15 protein-coding genes and 2 tRNA genes are annotated in these 17,636 nt (G+C 40.5%); 10 read left to right on the forward strand and 7 right to left on the reverse strand.

The features are described from left to right. The first annotated feature begins 28 nt into the window (after positions 1-28). Together B4Z47_RS21265 and B4Z47_RS21270 are read left to right on the forward strand one after the other, a co-directional pair. The gene (locus B4Z47_RS21265) at positions 29-3,460 is read left to right on the forward strand and encodes a phage tail tape measure protein (RefSeq protein ID WP_286727892.1); all 3,432 of its coding nucleotides are present in this window, start codon (positions 29-31) and stop codon (positions 3,458-3,460) included. Between the two features lie 2 nt (positions 3,461-3,462). Beyond that, complete coding sequence (locus B4Z47_RS21270; RefSeq protein ID WP_286727893.1) at positions 3,463-3,879, forward strand: hypothetical protein; 417 nt, start codon at positions 3,463-3,465, stop codon at positions 3,877-3,879. A 98-nt stretch (positions 3,880-3,977) separates the two neighbouring features. Here the strand turns inward: B4Z47_RS21270 and B4Z47_RS21275 are convergent, their stop codons facing one another. Together B4Z47_RS21275 and B4Z47_RS21280 are read right to left on the reverse strand one after the other, a co-directional pair. Continuing rightward, positions 3,978-5,177: a tyrosine-type recombinase/integrase gene (locus tag B4Z47_RS21275; RefSeq protein ID WP_286727894.1), complete on the reverse strand. Its 1,200-nt coding sequence runs from the start codon at positions 5,175-5,177 to the stop codon at positions 3,978-3,980. A 144-nt stretch (positions 5,178-5,321) separates the two neighbouring features. After that, a tRNA-Arg gene (locus tag B4Z47_RS21280) sits at positions 5,322-5,398 on the reverse strand. A 185-nt stretch (positions 5,399-5,583) separates the two neighbouring features. Between B4Z47_RS21280 and B4Z47_RS21285 the strand changes: the two genes are divergently transcribed. The 6 genes from B4Z47_RS21285 (at position 5,584) to B4Z47_RS21310 (ending at position 9,051) form a co-directional block, all read left to right on the forward strand. After that, positions 5,584-6,102 carry a YceI family protein gene (locus B4Z47_RS21285; protein ID WP_115048496.1) on the forward strand — a complete coding sequence of 173 codons (519 nt, stop codon included), beginning with the start codon at positions 5,584-5,586 and terminating at the stop codon, positions 6,100-6,102. Between the two features lie 55 nt (positions 6,103-6,157). Then, positions 6,158-6,245, forward strand: a tRNA-Ser gene (locus B4Z47_RS21290). 178 nt (positions 6,246-6,423) lie between these two features. Beyond that, positions 6,424-6,759, forward strand: coding sequence for a hypothetical protein (locus tag B4Z47_RS21295; protein ID WP_115048498.1), 336 nt, complete (start codon positions 6,424-6,426; stop codon positions 6,757-6,759). A 772-nt stretch (positions 6,760-7,531) separates the two neighbouring features. Beyond that, positions 7,532-8,077, forward strand: a complete 546-nt coding sequence (locus B4Z47_RS21300) for a hypothetical protein (protein WP_115048500.1) — start codon at positions 7,532-7,534, stop codon at positions 8,075-8,077. 134 nt (positions 8,078-8,211) lie between these two features. After that, positions 8,212-8,514 carry an MGMT family protein gene (locus B4Z47_RS21305; RefSeq protein WP_115048502.1) on the forward strand — a complete coding sequence of 101 codons (303 nt, stop codon included), beginning with the start codon at positions 8,212-8,214 and terminating at the stop codon, positions 8,512-8,514. Positions 8,515-8,523: 9 nt separating this feature from the next. After that, entirely contained in the window at positions 8,524-9,051 is a 528-nt protein-coding gene (locus tag B4Z47_RS21310) for a DUF1697 domain-containing protein (protein WP_115048504.1), read from the forward strand. A 101-nt stretch (positions 9,052-9,152) separates the two neighbouring features. Here the strand turns inward: B4Z47_RS21310 and mgrA are convergent, their stop codons facing one another. Further along, positions 9,153-10,184, reverse strand: a complete 1,032-nt coding sequence (mgrA, locus tag B4Z47_RS21315) for an L-glyceraldehyde 3-phosphate reductase (RefSeq protein ID WP_115048506.1) — start codon at positions 10,182-10,184, stop codon at positions 9,153-9,155. A gap of 219 nt (positions 10,185-10,403) precedes the next feature. Between mgrA and B4Z47_RS21320 the strand changes: the two genes are divergently transcribed. Next, positions 10,404-11,045, forward strand: coding sequence for a peptidylprolyl isomerase (locus B4Z47_RS21320; protein WP_115048508.1), 642 nt, complete (start codon positions 10,404-10,406; stop codon positions 11,043-11,045). A gap of 51 nt (positions 11,046-11,096) precedes the next feature. On the opposite strand, the gene B4Z47_RS21325 is transcribed toward B4Z47_RS21320, so the two are convergent. From B4Z47_RS21325 to B4Z47_RS21340, 4 genes are all read right to left on the reverse strand, one after another. Beyond that, on the reverse strand, positions 11,097-11,732 hold the full coding sequence (locus B4Z47_RS21325; RefSeq protein WP_286727895.1) for an HdeD family acid-resistance protein: 636 nt from the start codon (positions 11,730-11,732) through the stop codon (positions 11,097-11,099). A 107-nt stretch (positions 11,733-11,839) separates the two neighbouring features. Further along, positions 11,840-13,180, reverse strand: coding sequence for a TolC family protein (locus tag B4Z47_RS21330; protein WP_112374681.1), 1,341 nt, complete (start codon positions 13,178-13,180; stop codon positions 11,840-11,842). A gap of 84 nt (positions 13,181-13,264) precedes the next feature. Continuing rightward, positions 13,265-14,113, reverse strand: coding sequence for a helix-turn-helix domain-containing protein (locus tag B4Z47_RS21335; protein ID WP_115048512.1), 849 nt, complete (start codon positions 14,111-14,113; stop codon positions 13,265-13,267). 175 nt (positions 14,114-14,288) lie between these two features. Then, entirely contained in the window at positions 14,289-15,128 is an 840-nt protein-coding gene (locus B4Z47_RS21340; protein WP_115048514.1) for an aldo/keto reductase, read from the reverse strand. Between the two features lie 273 nt (positions 15,129-15,401). On the opposite strand from B4Z47_RS21340, the gene B4Z47_RS21345 reads away from it, so the two are divergent. Further along, positions 15,402-17,621 (forward strand): NADP-dependent isocitrate dehydrogenase, encoded by a 2,220-nt coding sequence (locus B4Z47_RS21345; protein WP_115048515.1) that lies wholly within the window; start codon positions 15,402-15,404, stop codon positions 17,619-17,621. Positions 17,622-17,636: the final 15 nt, after the last annotated feature.

Here is a 17,636-nt window from a genome sequence, read left to right on the forward strand (position 1 = left end):
GCAAAAATTCCGGAAGGAATTTCGTTGCATGGCTTCGAATAATGAAAATAGAGGGGTAAATATATACCTCAATGCAAATGCGGCTGATGACACCTTAAAGCAGCTCAAAGCTTCGGCAACAAAGTTGCGCAATGAATTGGCATTATTGCCCCGGGGATCGGAAGAATTCGCTGAGAAGAGCAAGATCCTCGATCAGGTCAAGGATCGTTTGAAGAGCCTCCGCGACGAAGCTGAGGGTACCCGTGAAAGTTTCTTCAATCTGAAGGGGGAACTCGCGGAGCTTGCCAAATTAGCTATCGGAGCTACAATTGGCGGATCATTCATCGATGTTGCGAAGAATATTATTTCTCAAAATAGTAAACTTTCCGATTCGTTTGCCGGCGTTATGAAAACCACTGGACTGACTGAAGTTCAGGTAGAAGCCGTAAATAGATCTCTTCAAAAAATTGATACAAGGACCGCCAAAGAAGAATTGCTTGGACTAGCTCAAGTAGCCGGTAAATTGGGATATTCTACAGTCGAAGACGTTGAAGGTTTTGTACGTGCTGCAGACAAAATCGGGGTCGCCTTGGGAGAGGATCTCGGAGGGACTGAAGAAGCAGTAAACGAACTCGGTAAACTGCTCGATATTTTCAAGGTTAAAGATGAATTCGGTATCGAATCCGGACTATTAAAAGTAGGTTCTGCAATCAATGATCTTGGAGCAAGTGGGACGGCCAATGAAAAGAATCTTATTGAATTTTCGGCGCGATTAGCAGGGATAGCTCCAGCTGCAAAAATATCGCTGCCGAATGTCCTTGGAATGGCATCCGTAATGGATGAGCTTGGGCAAAAGACACAAGTCTCATCCACAGCCATTGGCCAATTTATTACAGGGCTTGGAAGTGATGTGCCTAAATATGCAAAGATTGCTGGGATGGAAGTTCAAGCGTTTGCAAACCTTTTGCGAGATGACGCAAATGAAGCGATGATGCGTGTCTTAGATGCATCAAAAAATACCGGTGGAGGGATTGCTGAGCTTGCCAAGAACATGAAAGCCCTGGATATTACTGGAGCTGAAGGGCGTGCAGCTATCGGATCTTTAGCTAATAATATTGACTTGTTGAGACAGCGTCAGGATGAAGCAAATCAAAGTTTCCAGGATGGTACTTCAATTACAGCTGAATTTGATACCGTTAATAACAATCTAGCCGGCACTATTGAAAAGCTGTCTAACCGTTGGGCCACGATTTGGGAAAATTCTAAAATGAGAGAGTGGCTTACTGCAGCTACAGAGGGATTGATCCTTCTTACCGATTGGCTGCTAGTTTCTCGGGATGGAATTGAGGACATGAATAATGCTCTGCATAAGCAGGAAGAAGGCGTTATAAGTCTCGAAAAATCAACGTCTCCATTAGTAACGCGGTACGAGGAACTTAAAGGAAAAACTACTTTAACGAAGACTGAACAGGAAGAACTGCGTAAAGTTATTGACCAATTGGCAGTGCTTATTCCTACGGCTGTAACTGAATGGGGCGAGTACGGTCGAGCCATGGACATCAATACAGGTAAAGTTCGTGCTTTTACAAAAGCTCAGAGAGAGCTATTCGAGCTACAGAATAGAGATAATATAAGTGATCAGAAAACTCAATTTGATACTTATATCAAACTTGCGAAACAAGCTCAAGAAAAAGCTAATCAGGGATTAAAAGACGCAAATAATCCTAATAACACCTGGTTTGATAATAAGATGGCCAAAGGGGATATAAAGACAGGGAATGATGAAAATCTTAGGATGATGGGGCAGGCCTACAAAGCTGCTATTTCTCTTCGAGATGTTTATCATCAAGAACTCACTCCACAAATGAAAAGTGTCATCGACTATTTTGATGGTATTAGTGAAGCTGCAAAAAAAGCTAATAGTAACGTTGGCAAAAAACCAGAAGTTAACAAGGGAGATGCCTTAATAGTCGCTCCGGACAAAAAGCCTAAGAAAAGCCAGGAGGAAAAGGACCGTGAGGCAGCACAAAAGCTTTATGAAAAACTTGTAGACGAAGAGAAACTTTTCAATGCACAACGTTACCAGGATCAGCTGGCTGAAAACGATAAGGAAATAGCTTTAGAGGAGGCTAAGTATAATAAGCTCATTGAAGCCTGGGAAGGGTTCCGCGATAAAAAAGGCGCAAGTGAGCAAGAGCGTTTGGAAGCTGAGGGCCGTGTTCTTTTCCTTCAGGCGGACAGAGAATCTGCAATCGCTCAATTGCGCGAAAAGCAGGAGAAAGAAATCTCTGAAGCTATAACCAAAATCCGCTCCGATATGGGGCAAAAGATGCTTACAGAGCTAGATCGGGAGCAGATCCGGATCAATGAGCATTATCAAAAGCTGCTAAAAGATGCTGGTACCAATGAAGCCCAAAAAGCACAAATTCAGGAGGCTTGGGAAAGTGAGATTGCTCAATCTAAAGTTAGGGAGCGCGAACGCGTAGAAAAAGAGATCAAAGTTCTCGAAACTGGTACCACTGGTTTTGTTAAGGATGAGCACCAACGAAGAATTGCCGATATTGAAGCTCAGCACGATCTCGAGCTAGAAAAACTTAAAGAAAAGTACTCGCTTGAGATTCAAGAAACGGAGCTCTTCAAGCAAGCAATGGCTGCGCTTGATGCCAAATACCAGCAAAAAAAGGATGAGGAAAATGGTAAGGCAGATAAGGAGCGCGCGAAGAAGATTAAGGACGCTGCCATCCAAGCTGCAGAGGATCTTTCAGGCGCACTGTTCCAGATCGGAGCAAATAACAGGCAGGCTGAACTCGATGCAGCTCTATCCAATATAGAAAAGCAGCGTGAAAAGGAATTGTCTAATAAAAACCTATCGGAAGCTCAAAAAAAGGCTATAAACGATAAGTATGATAAGCAAGCTCGTGCTGAAAAACTGAAAGCGTGGAAAGCTGATAAAAACGCTTCATTGCTTCAGGCCGGGATCAATACGGCTTTGGCGGTAACAAAGGCATTGCCAAATATATTTCTTGCAGCTGCAGCAGCTGCTGCCGGAGCTGCACAAATTGCTGTTATCGCAGCTACCAAACCTCCGCAATTTTTCCATGGTGGTTTTACTCCTGGAAAGAAAGCTGAGGGCTGGGTAAATGAGCCGACTTTATTTACAAATTCATTGGGGAACCAATTTACTGCAGGCGAAAACCATATGCCGGAATACGTGGTTTCTTCGGAACAATTGCGTGATCCGCGGATTGCTAATTTCGTCGATATGATGGAGGCAGGCAGAATAAATCAAGTTGGAAATCTTACAGCTCAGTCTCCAGTGATTGTTCAGAATAATTCTGATACTTCAGTCCTGGAACATAAGATGGATCTGCTTTATGAGGCGATGAAGTCCGTGGCTGATAAAAAAGTGATTATGCTCTATTCTGAATTTGAAAATGCGCGGGATACAAAAGTTAAAATTGAAAACACTGTAAATTCATAACTATGTGGAATAATCGAATAAAAGCCTGGGGAGGCGAAACAATAACGTCGATCAAAGGAACCTATGCAGCCATGGTGACAAGTACTCAGCAAACAGGAGAAGGTGAAAACTCGATCAAAATACGGTACAAACAAGATTATGGTCAGATTGAAACAATAACATTCAAATTTCATCGTTACCTGGCATTTTTGCACAAAGGTGCCGGAAAAGGTGTGGCCGGATCAAAAGGTTCGACCTGGACAACAAAGTCCGGACAGAAAAAAAGCACCAACCCAAAATCATTGGGCAAGCTGGGTACCGGGAAACGAAAAGCAAAAGAATGGTTAAATCCTCAACTGGATCGCGCGGTGCCAAAACTTGCTGATCAGTTGCTCGAGGAGAAGTGGGATGGAGCAATGAAAGCGCTGCAGCTTCAATAATTAAAGTCTGTTCCAAGTGTTCCAAAAAGGCAATTGCCATAAAAAAGCCCTTTTCACTATTGAAAAGGGCAATTGGAACAGTTGGAACATTTTTGCAGTTATTTAACCAATTCGTCAAAGAACTGCATTGTTTTACTTTTTGAATCGCTGGCCATCTTTACATAGATCATAGTTGTTTTTAGATCGGAGTGTCCTAAGATTTCCATGAGATCGACAGGATTACCGCCTAATAAAATGAATGTGGTGGCAAAAGTATCCCGGCTGGAGTGGAACTTCATGTATTTGTCAATCCCTGCTTTGACAAGAGCTCTACGTAAAGCTTTACCCAGTGAATAGGATTCAATCGTTGGAAATATGATCCCTCGCTTTTTCCCGATCAGCTCTACAGCAATTTTTGGTAAGGTAAACTCGATCACTTTCCCATATTTGCGTGTTTTGAACATACTCAACCGAAGTATATTGTTATTCCGGATATGAAGCCGGGGATCAAGCTGTTCGATATCTGATTTCCTCAGTCCAGTAAAGCAGGCAACAAGATAACGGCGCAGTGCTGTGTGCTCCAGTTCTGTCAGTAGTTCCATACCATCCTCGATATAGAAATTATACAATTTATTGATCTCGTCTTTTGTCAATACTTCACGGATTCCATCCTGATATTTCAAAGTTTTCAATTTATCTGCAGGACTTTCCGGAATGAGTCCTTTTGATACGGCCATAGTCAGAAACTTCTTGATCACGCGCATGTGGCCAGCGGTTGTATTGTGCGTGAAATTGTCCAAAAGCCACCGCTGGTGAATCCGGAGCTCATGATCATCGATCGTATTAAATTTCCAGTAAGATCCGGTCTCTTTAAAGTATTTCTCTGTCCGGGCGATCACAGTCACGTAATGCTTATAGGTTCCGTGCTCGATCAGATGCTCGCGCAGCAATTGCCGGCCTTCACCTTTTATAAATGCAACGATATCATCCTTGGATATCTTGAGTGACACTTCGCGTCTGATCAGCTCGTGGGTAATGGCTCGGTCAAGTGCATAGTATCTAAAAACAAGTGCATCGACACGCGATCGCTCATTTTGTATCCGGAAATTGTTTTGTGTGCAAAGAGTGTCATCTTCAAAACCGTCACGGGGGAGGAGTACTCCATTGTCAAACTTGTCCACTGGCCACGAAATCTTAAGTGGGATCATGTCGGTAACACCGTCGATAGATACGTGTATGTGGACAGATCCTCTTGCTGGATTTTTACCTTGGGTTCTCTGTCTAATAGAAATTTTAACTTTTTGGTTGGTGGTTCTCATGTTAAACGCGTTTTAAATTTGTTTTTGGGTTTGGCAGAAAATGCCTTTAAATCGTTAACACGGGCCTCGACATGACTAGTTAGAAAACTAGTAAAATGAAAAATCGGCCTTAATGATATCATTAAGGCCGATTTTTAACACTTTTGGTACGCCAATCAGGATTCGAACCTGAGACCGTCGGTTTAGAAAACCGATGCTCTATCCAGCTGAGCTATTGGCGCGTCGCTTTCGGTAATGCAAAAGTAGACATTTGTGTTATATTTCCAAAATATCGCCAACTTTTTTTTGTGGTTTTTCAATAACTGATTGCTTTTCAACAAGATTATTTTATTGATCTAGGTCAAACAAAATGAATAAAACTGCTGTTACCTTTGTGTTGTTAAACAAATAGAAAAAACATAAAATTATGGCACAAGGAAAATGGGAACTAGACGCTGCACATAGCGAGATAGAATTCAAAGTAAAACACATGATGATTACGAACGTTAAAGGAAACTTTGACGGTTTTAAAATAGATGTTGATGCCGAAGGCGAAGATTTTAAAAATGCCCTAGCGAAAGTTGTTATTGACACTGCGTCCATCAATACGCGTAATGAACAACGGGATGGACATCTAAAAAGTCCAGACTTTTTTGATGTGGAAAAATATCCCACCATTACTTTTGAGGCAACGAGTTTAGAAAATGAACAAATTAAGGGAAATTTGACTATTCGTGATGTCACTAGACCGGTCGTTTTTGATTTAGAATTTGCAGGTATCCAAAAAGACCCTTGGGGAAATACCAAAGCTGGTTTTATTGTAGAGGGCAAAATCAAACGTTCAGAATTTGGCCTTAATTGGAATGCTGCATTGGAAACAGGAGGGGTAATGGTGAGCGACGATGTAAAATTTAGTGCTGATATTCAGTTTATAAAAGCTCAATAAGCATAATATATAAAATAAAATTTGGTAGGATAGTGAAAATTCGTACTTTTGTCGCGGAGAGTTGGCAGAGTGGTCGAATGCGGCGGTCTTGAAAACCGTTAACTGTCACAGGTTCGGGGGTTCGAATCCCTCACTCTCCGCCAGGTGCAACTTTAAAGTTTTTAAAAAGCACTAAAAAATGTAGAAGTCCTGCAAGTCATTGATTTGCAGGATTTTTTTGTTTAGGACGATTCGCAAAATCTTCAAAAATACTCCAAAAGTTTGTGGCACATATGTGGCACTTTTGGGATTTTTTTGAAGGTGCCACAAAATGATCTATAAGTGGTTGATATTCAGTTTGTAAAATATTTTAACGTCTTGATTAGTTTAAGCTTAGGTTCGAAATTTATAACCCTTAAAGTGATTGATTATGTTAGAACAAAGTTATGGGCTAAACTTCTTTCTAAAGAGCTCAAGAGAAAAAGCCGAACTATGCGCATTGTCTATGTTCGAATTACGGTAGATGGAATTTTAAAAGAATGCTCAAAAAAAAGACATTGGGATGTTACTAGATGGAATCAAAAGGAAGAAAGGGCTATTGGCACCAAAGAGGATGCTAAGGAACTGAATTTCTTTTTAGATTCATTTAGAACAAAGATTAATAGTCATAGAACATAACTGTTGAATAATGGTTTTCCTTTCTTAATGCTGTAATGGGTAGGAAATGTTCTTTTTAATATACATAATTGTAAAATATGAAAAGCGGGCAGAGTTATAGCATGTTAGCTCCGCTCAAATTTTTTCTGAAAAATCAGAAAGAATAGCAAGCACCTTACTAGTTCTTTTTTTATTTAATCTATTCATGAAAAACAACCATAATAAACAAAATCGTGGACTCCTATTATTTATATTAACACCTATTTCTATTTTATTTTCAAGTGATTAAATGATAAAACAACGAGCATTTACGTATATTCATCGAATGAATTTAAATAGTTATTAATTAACTAAATCTAGCTCTACTTGCCCTCATTTTTGGTCGCTTTGTGAAGCCTTCACGCATGCTTGTAGTACTTTTAAAGCGCATTTTGCTTTATACATGAACAGTGCTTTATCTGTGCTTAGCATGTGCTTTATCCCTACTGGGGCTGTGAAGATTCCGTTTTTTTCCTTCGAAAAGGCACTAAAAGGAAAGTGAATATTAACCTATAGTTATAGAAAAACACTTGTTTTTTTGCCCTGTATCAATGTGTTTTGATAGGAAACAGAATGAACAACTTTTTGTTAGGGAATAAAATTTCCAGTCACGAGTGAGTATGGTGTTACGAGGAACAGTTTTCGAGCTGATCCAAGGCAACTGATCGGTTTGATATGTAACGAATACAGAGATTGGGGTCACGAAATCTGAATAACTTTTGTAAATTAGGAAAGCAGCAAAAGACGTTGTCTGTTGACAACAGACAACGCTTTTTTTCGTTTGATTATTTACCAGCGTCTAAAGGAACAAGATATGGGCGGAAAATTGATCCTAAAGTTCTCACTTTTGGTTGGACAGCTATTCTTAGGAGAAAGCTGTACCCATAACTCACATCGGGTGAAGGTAGAAAATACTAAAACTGAGATTACAGCAGTGTCATTTTCTACGGTTGGCGGATTTACAGCAACACCTTCAAAAGGTTATACGATTAAGATAACAAGAGATAGTGTTTATTGTCTGTTTTCTGCAATTGATACAGCCCAGAGTACCCTAAAATCATATGGCAATACGGAAGACAAATGGAACTTCCTATTGGATAAAATTGATTTGGAGAAATTTATTGCCGCTAAAGAGGAGGAGTCGCGTCAGCCATACGACGGAATAGATATAAAAATAAGCATTGCAACAAAAAAAGGGCAATATGTAAAACTGAATGCTTACGATAGCCCTAGCTGGAATCGCGTATATAGACAATTGGAGGAATCGTTTCCCCCAAAATCATATGGAAACGAAAATTAGACAAGTGAATCAATTAAAGACTGTATTGCTTACAAGAGCTTTTCGTAACTTAGGTTGCTCTTCATTTTTCGCCGCGGAAATAGGAAAGAAGATTTTTTGACATGCTAAACAGCGCAAATAAAATATAAATTAACATGGATGAGCAATTCAAACAACAAGTATATGAGGTTGCAAAGCTGATTCCCAAAGGTCGAGTAACGACTTATGGAGCCATAGCAAAAGCTTTAGGTTTTCCTAACCACTCAAGGCACGTCGGGAAAGCGATGGGAGGATGTCCCAGCGATGTACCCGCCCACCGTGTTGTATCCAGTGGCGGCACGCTTGCAGTGCCTGAATTTCAAGAACGGCTTGAAGCCGAGGGGCTTGTTGTCAATAATTTACGGATCAAGGACTTTAGAAAGCTGTTTTGGGATCCGATGGACGAAATAATCGATTAATGTAATACTATGAAATACTGTGCTTTTCTACGCGGCGTCAATGTGAAGGGAACCAATATGAAGATGTCAGATGTCTGTCAGGTTTTTAAGGACGCCGGTGTAACGGACGTTACTTCGGTACTGGCTTCCGGAAATATTGTTTTTTCGTCGGACAAAGCTCCCGCCTCGCTTAAGCAGTTACTAGAGGAGTCCATGTCGGAATATTTTTCTTATGAAGCTTTTTTGTTCATCCGATCACAGGAAGAAGTGGAATTGCTGCAGGCAAATATTCCTTTTGAAATACATACAGACTTCCATGTCTATGCTTTTGTAGGGACAACAGGTGTCGAAACAATATTGATGGATGAATTCAGCAATTCGACACATGTGCCGGGAGAGAAGGGAGAAATTGTGGATACGGTCTTTTATTGGTGCGTACCCAAGGGCAATACCTTGGATTCCAGCTTCGGAAAGGTGTTGGGGAAAAAGAATCTGAAAGATAAGATGACAAGCCGGAATATCAACACCTTTGAAAAGATATTGAAAAAAATGGGTTAATTAACGGAATGAGCCCGGTATTATCCAGGCTCATTTTTAGTTTATGGAATTCAGCCATGCGTGAAGTAGTTACTTGGATGAAAACTTTTATGGCATTGATCTTAATCAATCTCAGCCGATTTAGCCCAGATGTTAATATGGCCGTCTTTTGCATAAAGATCAATTTCGTGAATTTCTTCCGGGCTAAACGTCAGATTCTTCAGCGCACCCACGCAATCAATGACCTGTTGTGGTCTTGAGGCGCCAATTAGCGCCGATGTAACTTGCTTCTGGCGTAAAACCCATGCTATAGCCATTTGTGCCAGTGATTGCCCTCTACGCTGTGCAATTGCATGTAAGGCCTGGATGTTCTTTTGATTTTCTTCATTCAGAAATTTTGTCTGAAGTGATTTGGATTGCGCCGCACGGCTATTCTCGGGGATATGCTGTAAATATTTATCGGTGAGCATGCCCTGTGCCAAAGGGGAAAAGACGATAGAACCAATGCCTATGTCATCCAAGGTATCGAGCAAACCATCGGTTTCTACCCATCTGTTTAGCATAGAATAGCTAGGCTGATGAATAATAAAAGGTGTGCCCAATGATTTCAGGATTGCATGGGCTTCTTTTGTGCGTTGCGAATTATAGGATGAAATACCGACATAAAGCGCTTTTCCGCTACGGACAAGCTGATCTAGCGCCAGCATGGTCTCCTCCAAGGGGGTATTGGGGTCGAAACGATGTGAATAGAAAATATCGACGTAATCGATACCCAGGCGTTTAAGTGATTGCTCACAGCTTGATATCACATATTTACGGCTTCCCCATTCTCCGTAAGGCCCGTCCCACATATGATATCCCGCTTTTGATGAAATAATCATCTCATCGCGTAATCCGCAAAATTGTTCTTTTAATATTTGTCCGAAGGCCTTTTCGGCACTTCCAGCAGGCGGACCATAATTGTTTGCGAGATCGAAATGGGTAATTCCCAGGTCAAACGCTGTTGTGCAAATATCAACTTTCGTTTGATGGGCTGTGTCGTCACCGAAATTATGCCACATTCCCAATGAGATGGCAGGCAATAGAAGACCGGATTGACCACAACGATTATAGATCATATCTTGATATCGGTCTGGATTTGCTGTATACTGCATAGTCTTGAATAGTTTTAATCCAAACTAAGATAAATTTACGCTTATTTGCAAGTTTTAATTCCATACGATGGCTGTAATTTTTTAGTGCAGGAAAAGTTTTGAAAGTATCCTGTACAGATATTCTTCGAGAGCATTTGGAAAACTGCCGCTCAATGTCTCTCAAAAATCGAAATTTAATGTATTTTTATATGAAATCTAAGAAAACGATTAATTCATACGATGAGGAAAATTCTAACCATCCTAAGCTTTGTTTTTATTGTATTGGGGAATTGTTATGCCCAATCAAAACATTTACTTTTCAAGACTGATTTTGGCGATTTTAAAGTTGTACTTTATGATTATACCCCCAATCATCGCGATTTGATGTTGCGATCTATTCGGGATACGGTCTATCAAGGAGCATTGTTTAATCGCATTATCGAAAATTTTGTTGTGCAGGGCGGAGAGCATGATATCGATATTGAAAAACGTGAGGCGGCAGATCCTCTTCATAGAAAACCGCGATTGGCGGCAGAGTTCGATGACCGGGCGTATCATAAAATAGGTGCCTTGGGTGCAGGACGGGATGGAAACCCCGCAAAAGCATCTTTTTTGAATCAGATCTATTTCGTGGTCGGAAAGAAAATCACGGCAGCAGAACTGGATAGTCTGGAATTGAAGAAAGGGATAAAATATACTGCAGCACAACGTCAGGAGTACTTGGCTCGTGGCGGACAGCCAAGACTTGATCACGATTTTACCGTTTTTGGCGAGATTTATGAGGGATTAGAGGTGATCATGAAAATCAGTCGGGTAAAGACGGATAAACAAGATTTTCCACTTCATAATGTGCCTTTTAAGATTGTCGAAATAAGTAAATAAACTTAACAGTCGGAGCAATATTGATAAAAAAAGGGCAATTAAGCCCTTTTTCTATTTGCGGTGTTGATCAAATTCTTCTTTAAGCTTCTGATAACGCTCTTTCCACCCGTCTGGCAGCTTGCTAGGGATGTCTTTGAGACTTTTCAGCTGAAATGCAAAGACACAGGCTGCGAAACCAACCGTACTAATAGCCATTCCTGTCCAGATCACCAGTGAGAAACCGGCAAATAGTGGATTCCAAAGTAAGATAAAGCTGAAAATAATGCCTAAAATGGCAAATAATAAATTCCAGCCCCAAGATTTACTGCCGTAATTTTTGAGGTCAAAAGAAAAGGATAGCAACTGAAAGGATTTAAAGAGCGCATAAAAGCCTACAATAAACGCCAACGTGTTGGCTGAAAGCAACGGGTTGGCAATCAGTAATATGCCGAATAGGGTATAAAGAATCCCTCCGGTGAGGTACCAACCCCAACCGTCCACTTCATCTTTGTTCTGCACGGCAAAGATAATTTCCAAAATACCGGAAATAATAAATGACCATGAAAATAGAATCGCTAATGTGAGAAATGCGGCAACAGGTGTGGAAATGGTATAGAACCCCAAAAGAATTAATAGAATGCCGATAATCAATGGAATATACCAGTGCTTGATGGATGATCTGATTGTTTTAAAAAATGAATTTGCCATAATAATGAGTTAAGATGATGCAGTATTGTCGATAAAAAAGCCCCATTAATTACTTAATGAGGCCTTACATATATAAAACTGATTAAATTAGGCAAAGGGAAAATGTACTAGATCTTTCCAGTCTCTTTTAAAAGTTTGTAATATGCATACACAATATTGATTTCAGCATTTGTGTATTTCAATTCCGCTTCAAGTTTTGAGTTTGAAGCATCCATGATATCGACGATCAACGCCAATTGGTTCAAGTACTTTTTCTCAATAATACGATAGTTCTCATCTGCAAGAGCTTTATTGTACTCCAGCGTCTTGCGTTGTGAGTAGGCCTCATTGTATTTAATGTATGCAGTATTAACAGCGACGCTGGTTTTTTGTTTCAGAGCACTTGTGTATTTTTCGTTCTTTTCAATTTGTAGATCATTTAGTTTAAGCTTTTTTCCTGTCGTGTAGATGGAAGAAATCGTATAATTCAGGGAGATACCGGTATTCCAGGTATTCATATACTTGTCGATCACCGGCATCACATTGGTGATAGGTTTCACAAGACTGTTTCCCGCGAATAGGCTGAGGGCAGGGGATCGCTCTGATTTTGTAATAGCCTTTTCTGTCAGTAAAAGTTCGGTTTCCTTGGCCGCAAGCTGTAGACCGGGACTGGAAACGTAAGCGTCTTGTTTTAAGCTCGCGAGGTCTGCCAGCTGAAAGCTGCTGTTTAATAGTTTGTCATCCGGCTCAATTACTGTGCCCTCCGGTAGCCCTAATGCGACTATAAGCTCGTCATTCAGGATTTTCCGATTATTCTGAATCACCTCTTTGGCTAACTCCAACTCGGATATTTGCAATTGGTTGCGGATAACATCATTTTTGGTGATCATGCCCTGTTTATATAATTTTTCCGTCAGGTCCAGTCTCTTGTGCGCAAGCTCAATATTTTGATTGTAGACAGCTTCTTGATTTTTCAGTTTAAATAGATCAAGGTAATAGCCTAAAACCAAAATTTTAATGTTCTGTTCTTCATTCTTATGGTCCAATTCAGCCAGTTCTTCGCCCAGCGAGGATGCTTTGATGCTATTTTTTACGACACCGCCCTTCCAGATAAGTTCTTTCGCTTCCAATGCATAGTTGTTACCGAAATGGGGTAAAGGGACTTTTTCCGACCCCGAAAGGTCTTTGTCGATCAACGCAGCGTTGCCGAGGTAAAAAGCCGATGCTGAAGCACTGATTTCGGGAAGCCTTCTTAATTTTGCAACTTCCGTTTTTTGTTGGGCGATACTTACGGCCGACGCCGAAACAATAAGATTTGGGTGGTTATGGATAGCAAGTTCGAACAGTTTTTCAATTGATATTTTTCGGCTGTTTATGCTGTCTTGACCGTATGTTTGATTGCAAAAGAATGTAAAGAAGCATAACGTCAAGTAAAAACCTATTTTTCGGGCTCTTGACTTTGTATTCATGGTATTTAACTTTGTTTATATATGTGCTACAAAGTTAGCATGCCCTGGGGTGACAAGAAATGTTTGATTACTGCTTTATGATGTTCAATTGGTAACAAGATTTACCTGTTGTTCACGAAATAGCTTAGGTGTTATGCCGACATGTTTTTTGAAAAACTTACTAAAAGCATATTGATCTGAAAAATTAAACTCTTGTGAGATCTGGTTGATTGTTTTGGTAGAAATGGTGAGCTGCGCTCTAGCTTCTGTGACTAGCCAGTTACTGATAATTTCCGAGGGCGATTCTTGTGTAATCTCCTTGACGCTGATCGACAGGTATTTGATTGAAATATGGAGGCGGTCGGCGTAGAATGCGAGATCGCGCTGCGCTTTGTAGTGATCAGCTATAAGCTGTAAAAAATGTACGGTAATTTCTTCCTTTCTCTTGTTGCGTGTCTTTCCGGAGCTTTCACCAGCAGTATAGATCACATCGGCCAAAAGGTAGATAATAGCCATAAAAATATTGATGTTGGCTTTTTGGAGAAAATCCTTCTTCGGGTCGATCGGTTTTTTACGATTGCTATGCAAAGTGCATAACAATGTCCAGATAGCTTCAAAATCGTTGGGGGCGGGAGTAAAAGGTGTGGAACGATTGGCATTGATTAACCGATACGCATCATATCGACTGATCGACAAGCGTATTCGGTTGGAAAAATTCCGGTCATAATGAAGGATTTTAAATATAGCATCGGTACTAATTGTTGTAAAGCTGTAGTACTTATTGTATCCGATAAAGAGGATACTGCCAGCTTGGAGATCGGTAAGCGTACCATTGCTATTGACCTGGATAGAGCCTCTATACAGCAGTATACAAGTCGTCCATAAGGGGTGATAGTAGTAGTCTTCTCCCTTCGCAGGAAGTTCCGATTGATCTATAAGTTCTATTTCATTCATTTTTTCAATAAAAAAGTAAGGAATAGTGTAGGCAACTTTACCGCTATAATAGCAAAAAATTGTTATATCCTGTTTAGGAAAAAGGGACAATCAGTTTCTTTGGTACTGGAAGCTCAACAATATAAGATTGGAGGAGCAGCCCAAGAGCGACTCCATCAATCCTATATTATCACCTTTAAAAAGCGACTTTTTTAGGGTCCGATCCGGAAAACCCCATTTCAGGTAAATCGAGTATAGTTTTGATATCGCTTGCTGTCAGCTCAAAATCGTCGATCACTAAATTTCTTTTAATATTATCGGGATTGGTTGATTTTGGCAGCGGCAAGATACCCTGAGATAAAGCAAATTTGATACAGAGTTGTCCAACACTAGTATTCTTTTCCTTAGCCAAAGCAACGAGTGTTTCATCCTGTAATATTCTGCCCGAACCCAGGGGTGACCAAGCCTGAACAAGGATGTCATTGGATTGGCAGAGTGCCACAGTATCTTGCTGAAGGTAACCCGGATGAAATTCAATTTGGTTCACTGCAGGGATGATTGTCGCTGACTCCAATAATTTGGCGAGGTAGTCTTTGGGGAAATTACTCACGCCGATCGCTCTAACTTTCCCCTCTTTGTACAGCTGCTCAAAAGCCCGCCAGGTATCGGCGTTGATGTCAGACCAGTTTGCAAATTGCGTTTCGTTGGCAGGCCAATGAATCAGGTAAAGATCGAGGTAATCCAATTGTAGATCGCTGAGCGATTTTTCGAATGCAGCAATAGTCTTATCGTATCCACGCTCGGTATTCCAGAGTTTTGTTGTAATAAACAGCGAATTACGATCGATACCACTGTCTTTTATCGCTTTTCCAACACTCTTTTCGTTGCCATATATGGCCGCAGTATCAATATGTGTATATCCAGCGGCAAGTGCTTCTTTAACTGCCTGATAAGCTTCGTCGCCCTCAGGAATTTGCCAGGTTCCAAATCCAATTGCCGGAATTTCAATTCCATTGTTCAATTTGAATGTTTTCATTGTAAGTCGTGTTTTTATGTTGAGCTAAAATAGGATTTCGCCTGTAGTATCTGGTCACTGAAATGTCAAGAGGAAATACTTTTGGGTAGAGGAGGGGCGACTTATTCTGTATTGCCAAAATATATTTATTTTCACAATTTTATTGTCAAAAGGGGTGCAATTCCTCGTTAATTATGGCATTTATTCTTATCTTTAGGCGAATTTTTGAGAAATTCAGATTTTTCAATGATTTCACATAGCATTAAAAATTAAACATATTTCTAATAGATTACTATGTCAAACAAATCAAAAATTGTTTGGACAAAAACAGATGAAGCTCCTTTATTAGCGACTTATTCGTTTTTGCCTATCGTTCAAGCGATTACAGCTACAGCTGATATCGATGTTGAATTGAGAGATATCTCTTTAGCAGGCCGTATTCTTGCTAGCTTTCCAGAATTTTTAAAAGAAGATCAAAAAATTGCTGATGCATTGGCTGAGTTGGGTCAGTTGGCAACAACTCCTGAAGCAAACATCATTAAATTACCGAATATCTCCGCCTCGATTCCGCAGTTAAAAGGTGCTATCGCTGAATTACAGCAAGCAGGCTACGCTGTTCCAAACTATCCTGATGAAGCGACAACAGAAGAGGAAAAGTCAGCTAAAGCGAAATATGCCAAAGTATTGGGTTCTGCGGTAAATCCTGTATTACGTGAAGGAAACTCAGATCGCCGTGCGCCTAAAGCGGTGAAGAACTATGCAAAAGCAAACCCACATAAAATGGGTGCTTGGGCGAAAGATTCTAAAACAAAGGTTGCGTCAATGACTTCAGGTGATTTCTATGGCTCAGAGCAGTCTGTAACCGTAGAAAATGAAGGCCAATTTAAAATTGAGTTTGTTGATGAGCAAGGTGCAGTAACAGAATTAAAAGGACTTTCGCCATTGAAAGAGGGTGAAGTTATTGATTCTTCAACGTTGAGTTTAACAGCATTGAAAGCTTTTGTAGCAGATGCTATCGCTGAAGCGAAAGCGGCAGGGGTATTGTTGTCTGCACATTTAAAGGCAACAATGATGAAAGTTTCTGATCCGATTATCTTTGGTGCTGTTGTTGAAACTTATTTTGCAGATGTTTTTGCGCAATATGGCGATTTATTCAAAGAGCTGGGTATCAATAAAAATAACGGCTTAGGTGAGGTTTATGCTAAAATCGCGGGCCATGCAAAAGAGGCTGAAGTGAAAGCTGCTATCGACGCTGCTATCGCAAACGGCCCTGCTTTAGCGATGGTAAATTCGGATAAAGGCATTACAAATTTCCACGTGCCTTCTGATGTTATTATTGACGCTTCTATGCCAGCAATGATCCGTATTGGTGGTAAAATGTGGAATAAAGACGGTCAAGAAGAAGATACTATTGCGATGGTTCCTGATCGTTGTTACGCTGGCGTTTACGAAGCTACAATTGAAGACTGTAAGGAGCATGGTGCCTTAGATCCTAAAACAATGGGTTCTGTGCCAAACGTAGGTTTGATGGCGCAAAAAGCTGAGGAATACGGATCTCATGATAAAACTTTTCAAGCTGCAGGAAACGGCGTTATTCGCGTGGTGGATGCTGAAGGAAATGTTTTCATGGAGCAAAAAGTGGAGACAGGTGATATCTTCCGTATGTGTCAAACGAAAGATGCACCAATTCAAGACTGGGTGAAATTGGCTGTGAATCGTGCTCGTTTATCTGAAACTCCAGCTATATTCTGGTTAGATGAAAACCGTGCACATGATAGAGAAATCATCAAAAAAGTAGAAAAATACCTGCCAAACTTTGATACAACTGGTTTGGATATTCGTATTTTATCTCCGATTGATGCGACGAAATTCTCTTTGGAACGTATTCGTAAGGGCGAGGATACCATTTCAGTAACTGGTAACGTGTTGCGTGATTATTTGACGGATTTATTCCCGATCTTAGAAGTGGGTACATCAGCTAAAATGTTGTCTATTGTTCCATTGATGAATGGTGGTGGTTTATTTGAAACAGGTGCTGGTGGTTCGGCTCCGAAACACGTAGAACAATTCCTTCAAGAGGGTTACTTGCGTTGGGATTCATTGGGTGAATTTTTGGCGCTTGGTGCTTCTTTGGAACACTTGTCTCAAACACAGAATAATCCAAAAGCGCTTGTATTGGCGGAGACCTTGGATGAAGCAACAGAAAAATTCTTAGCGAACGATAAATCTCCGGCACGTCGAGTTGGTCAGATTGATAATCGCGGATCACATTTCTATTTGACACTATACTGGACTCAGGCTTTGGCGGCACAGACAAAAGATGCTGAATTGGCAGAGAAATTTGCAACTGTTGCAACGGTGTTGACAGATAATGAAGCGAAAATCAATGAAGAACTGATCGCTGCACAGGGGCATGCACAAAACATCGGCGGTTACTATTTCCCGAATGATGAATTGGCTGCTAAGGCAATGCGTCCTTCTGAAACATTAAATAATGCAATTTCTAGCATTTAAGCGGTAATTGTTTTC

Source organism: Sphingobacterium sp. UBA2610 (assembly GCF_002339225.1).
GTDB lineage: Bacteria > Bacteroidota > Bacteroidia > Sphingobacteriales > Sphingobacteriaceae > Sphingobacterium > Sphingobacterium multivorum.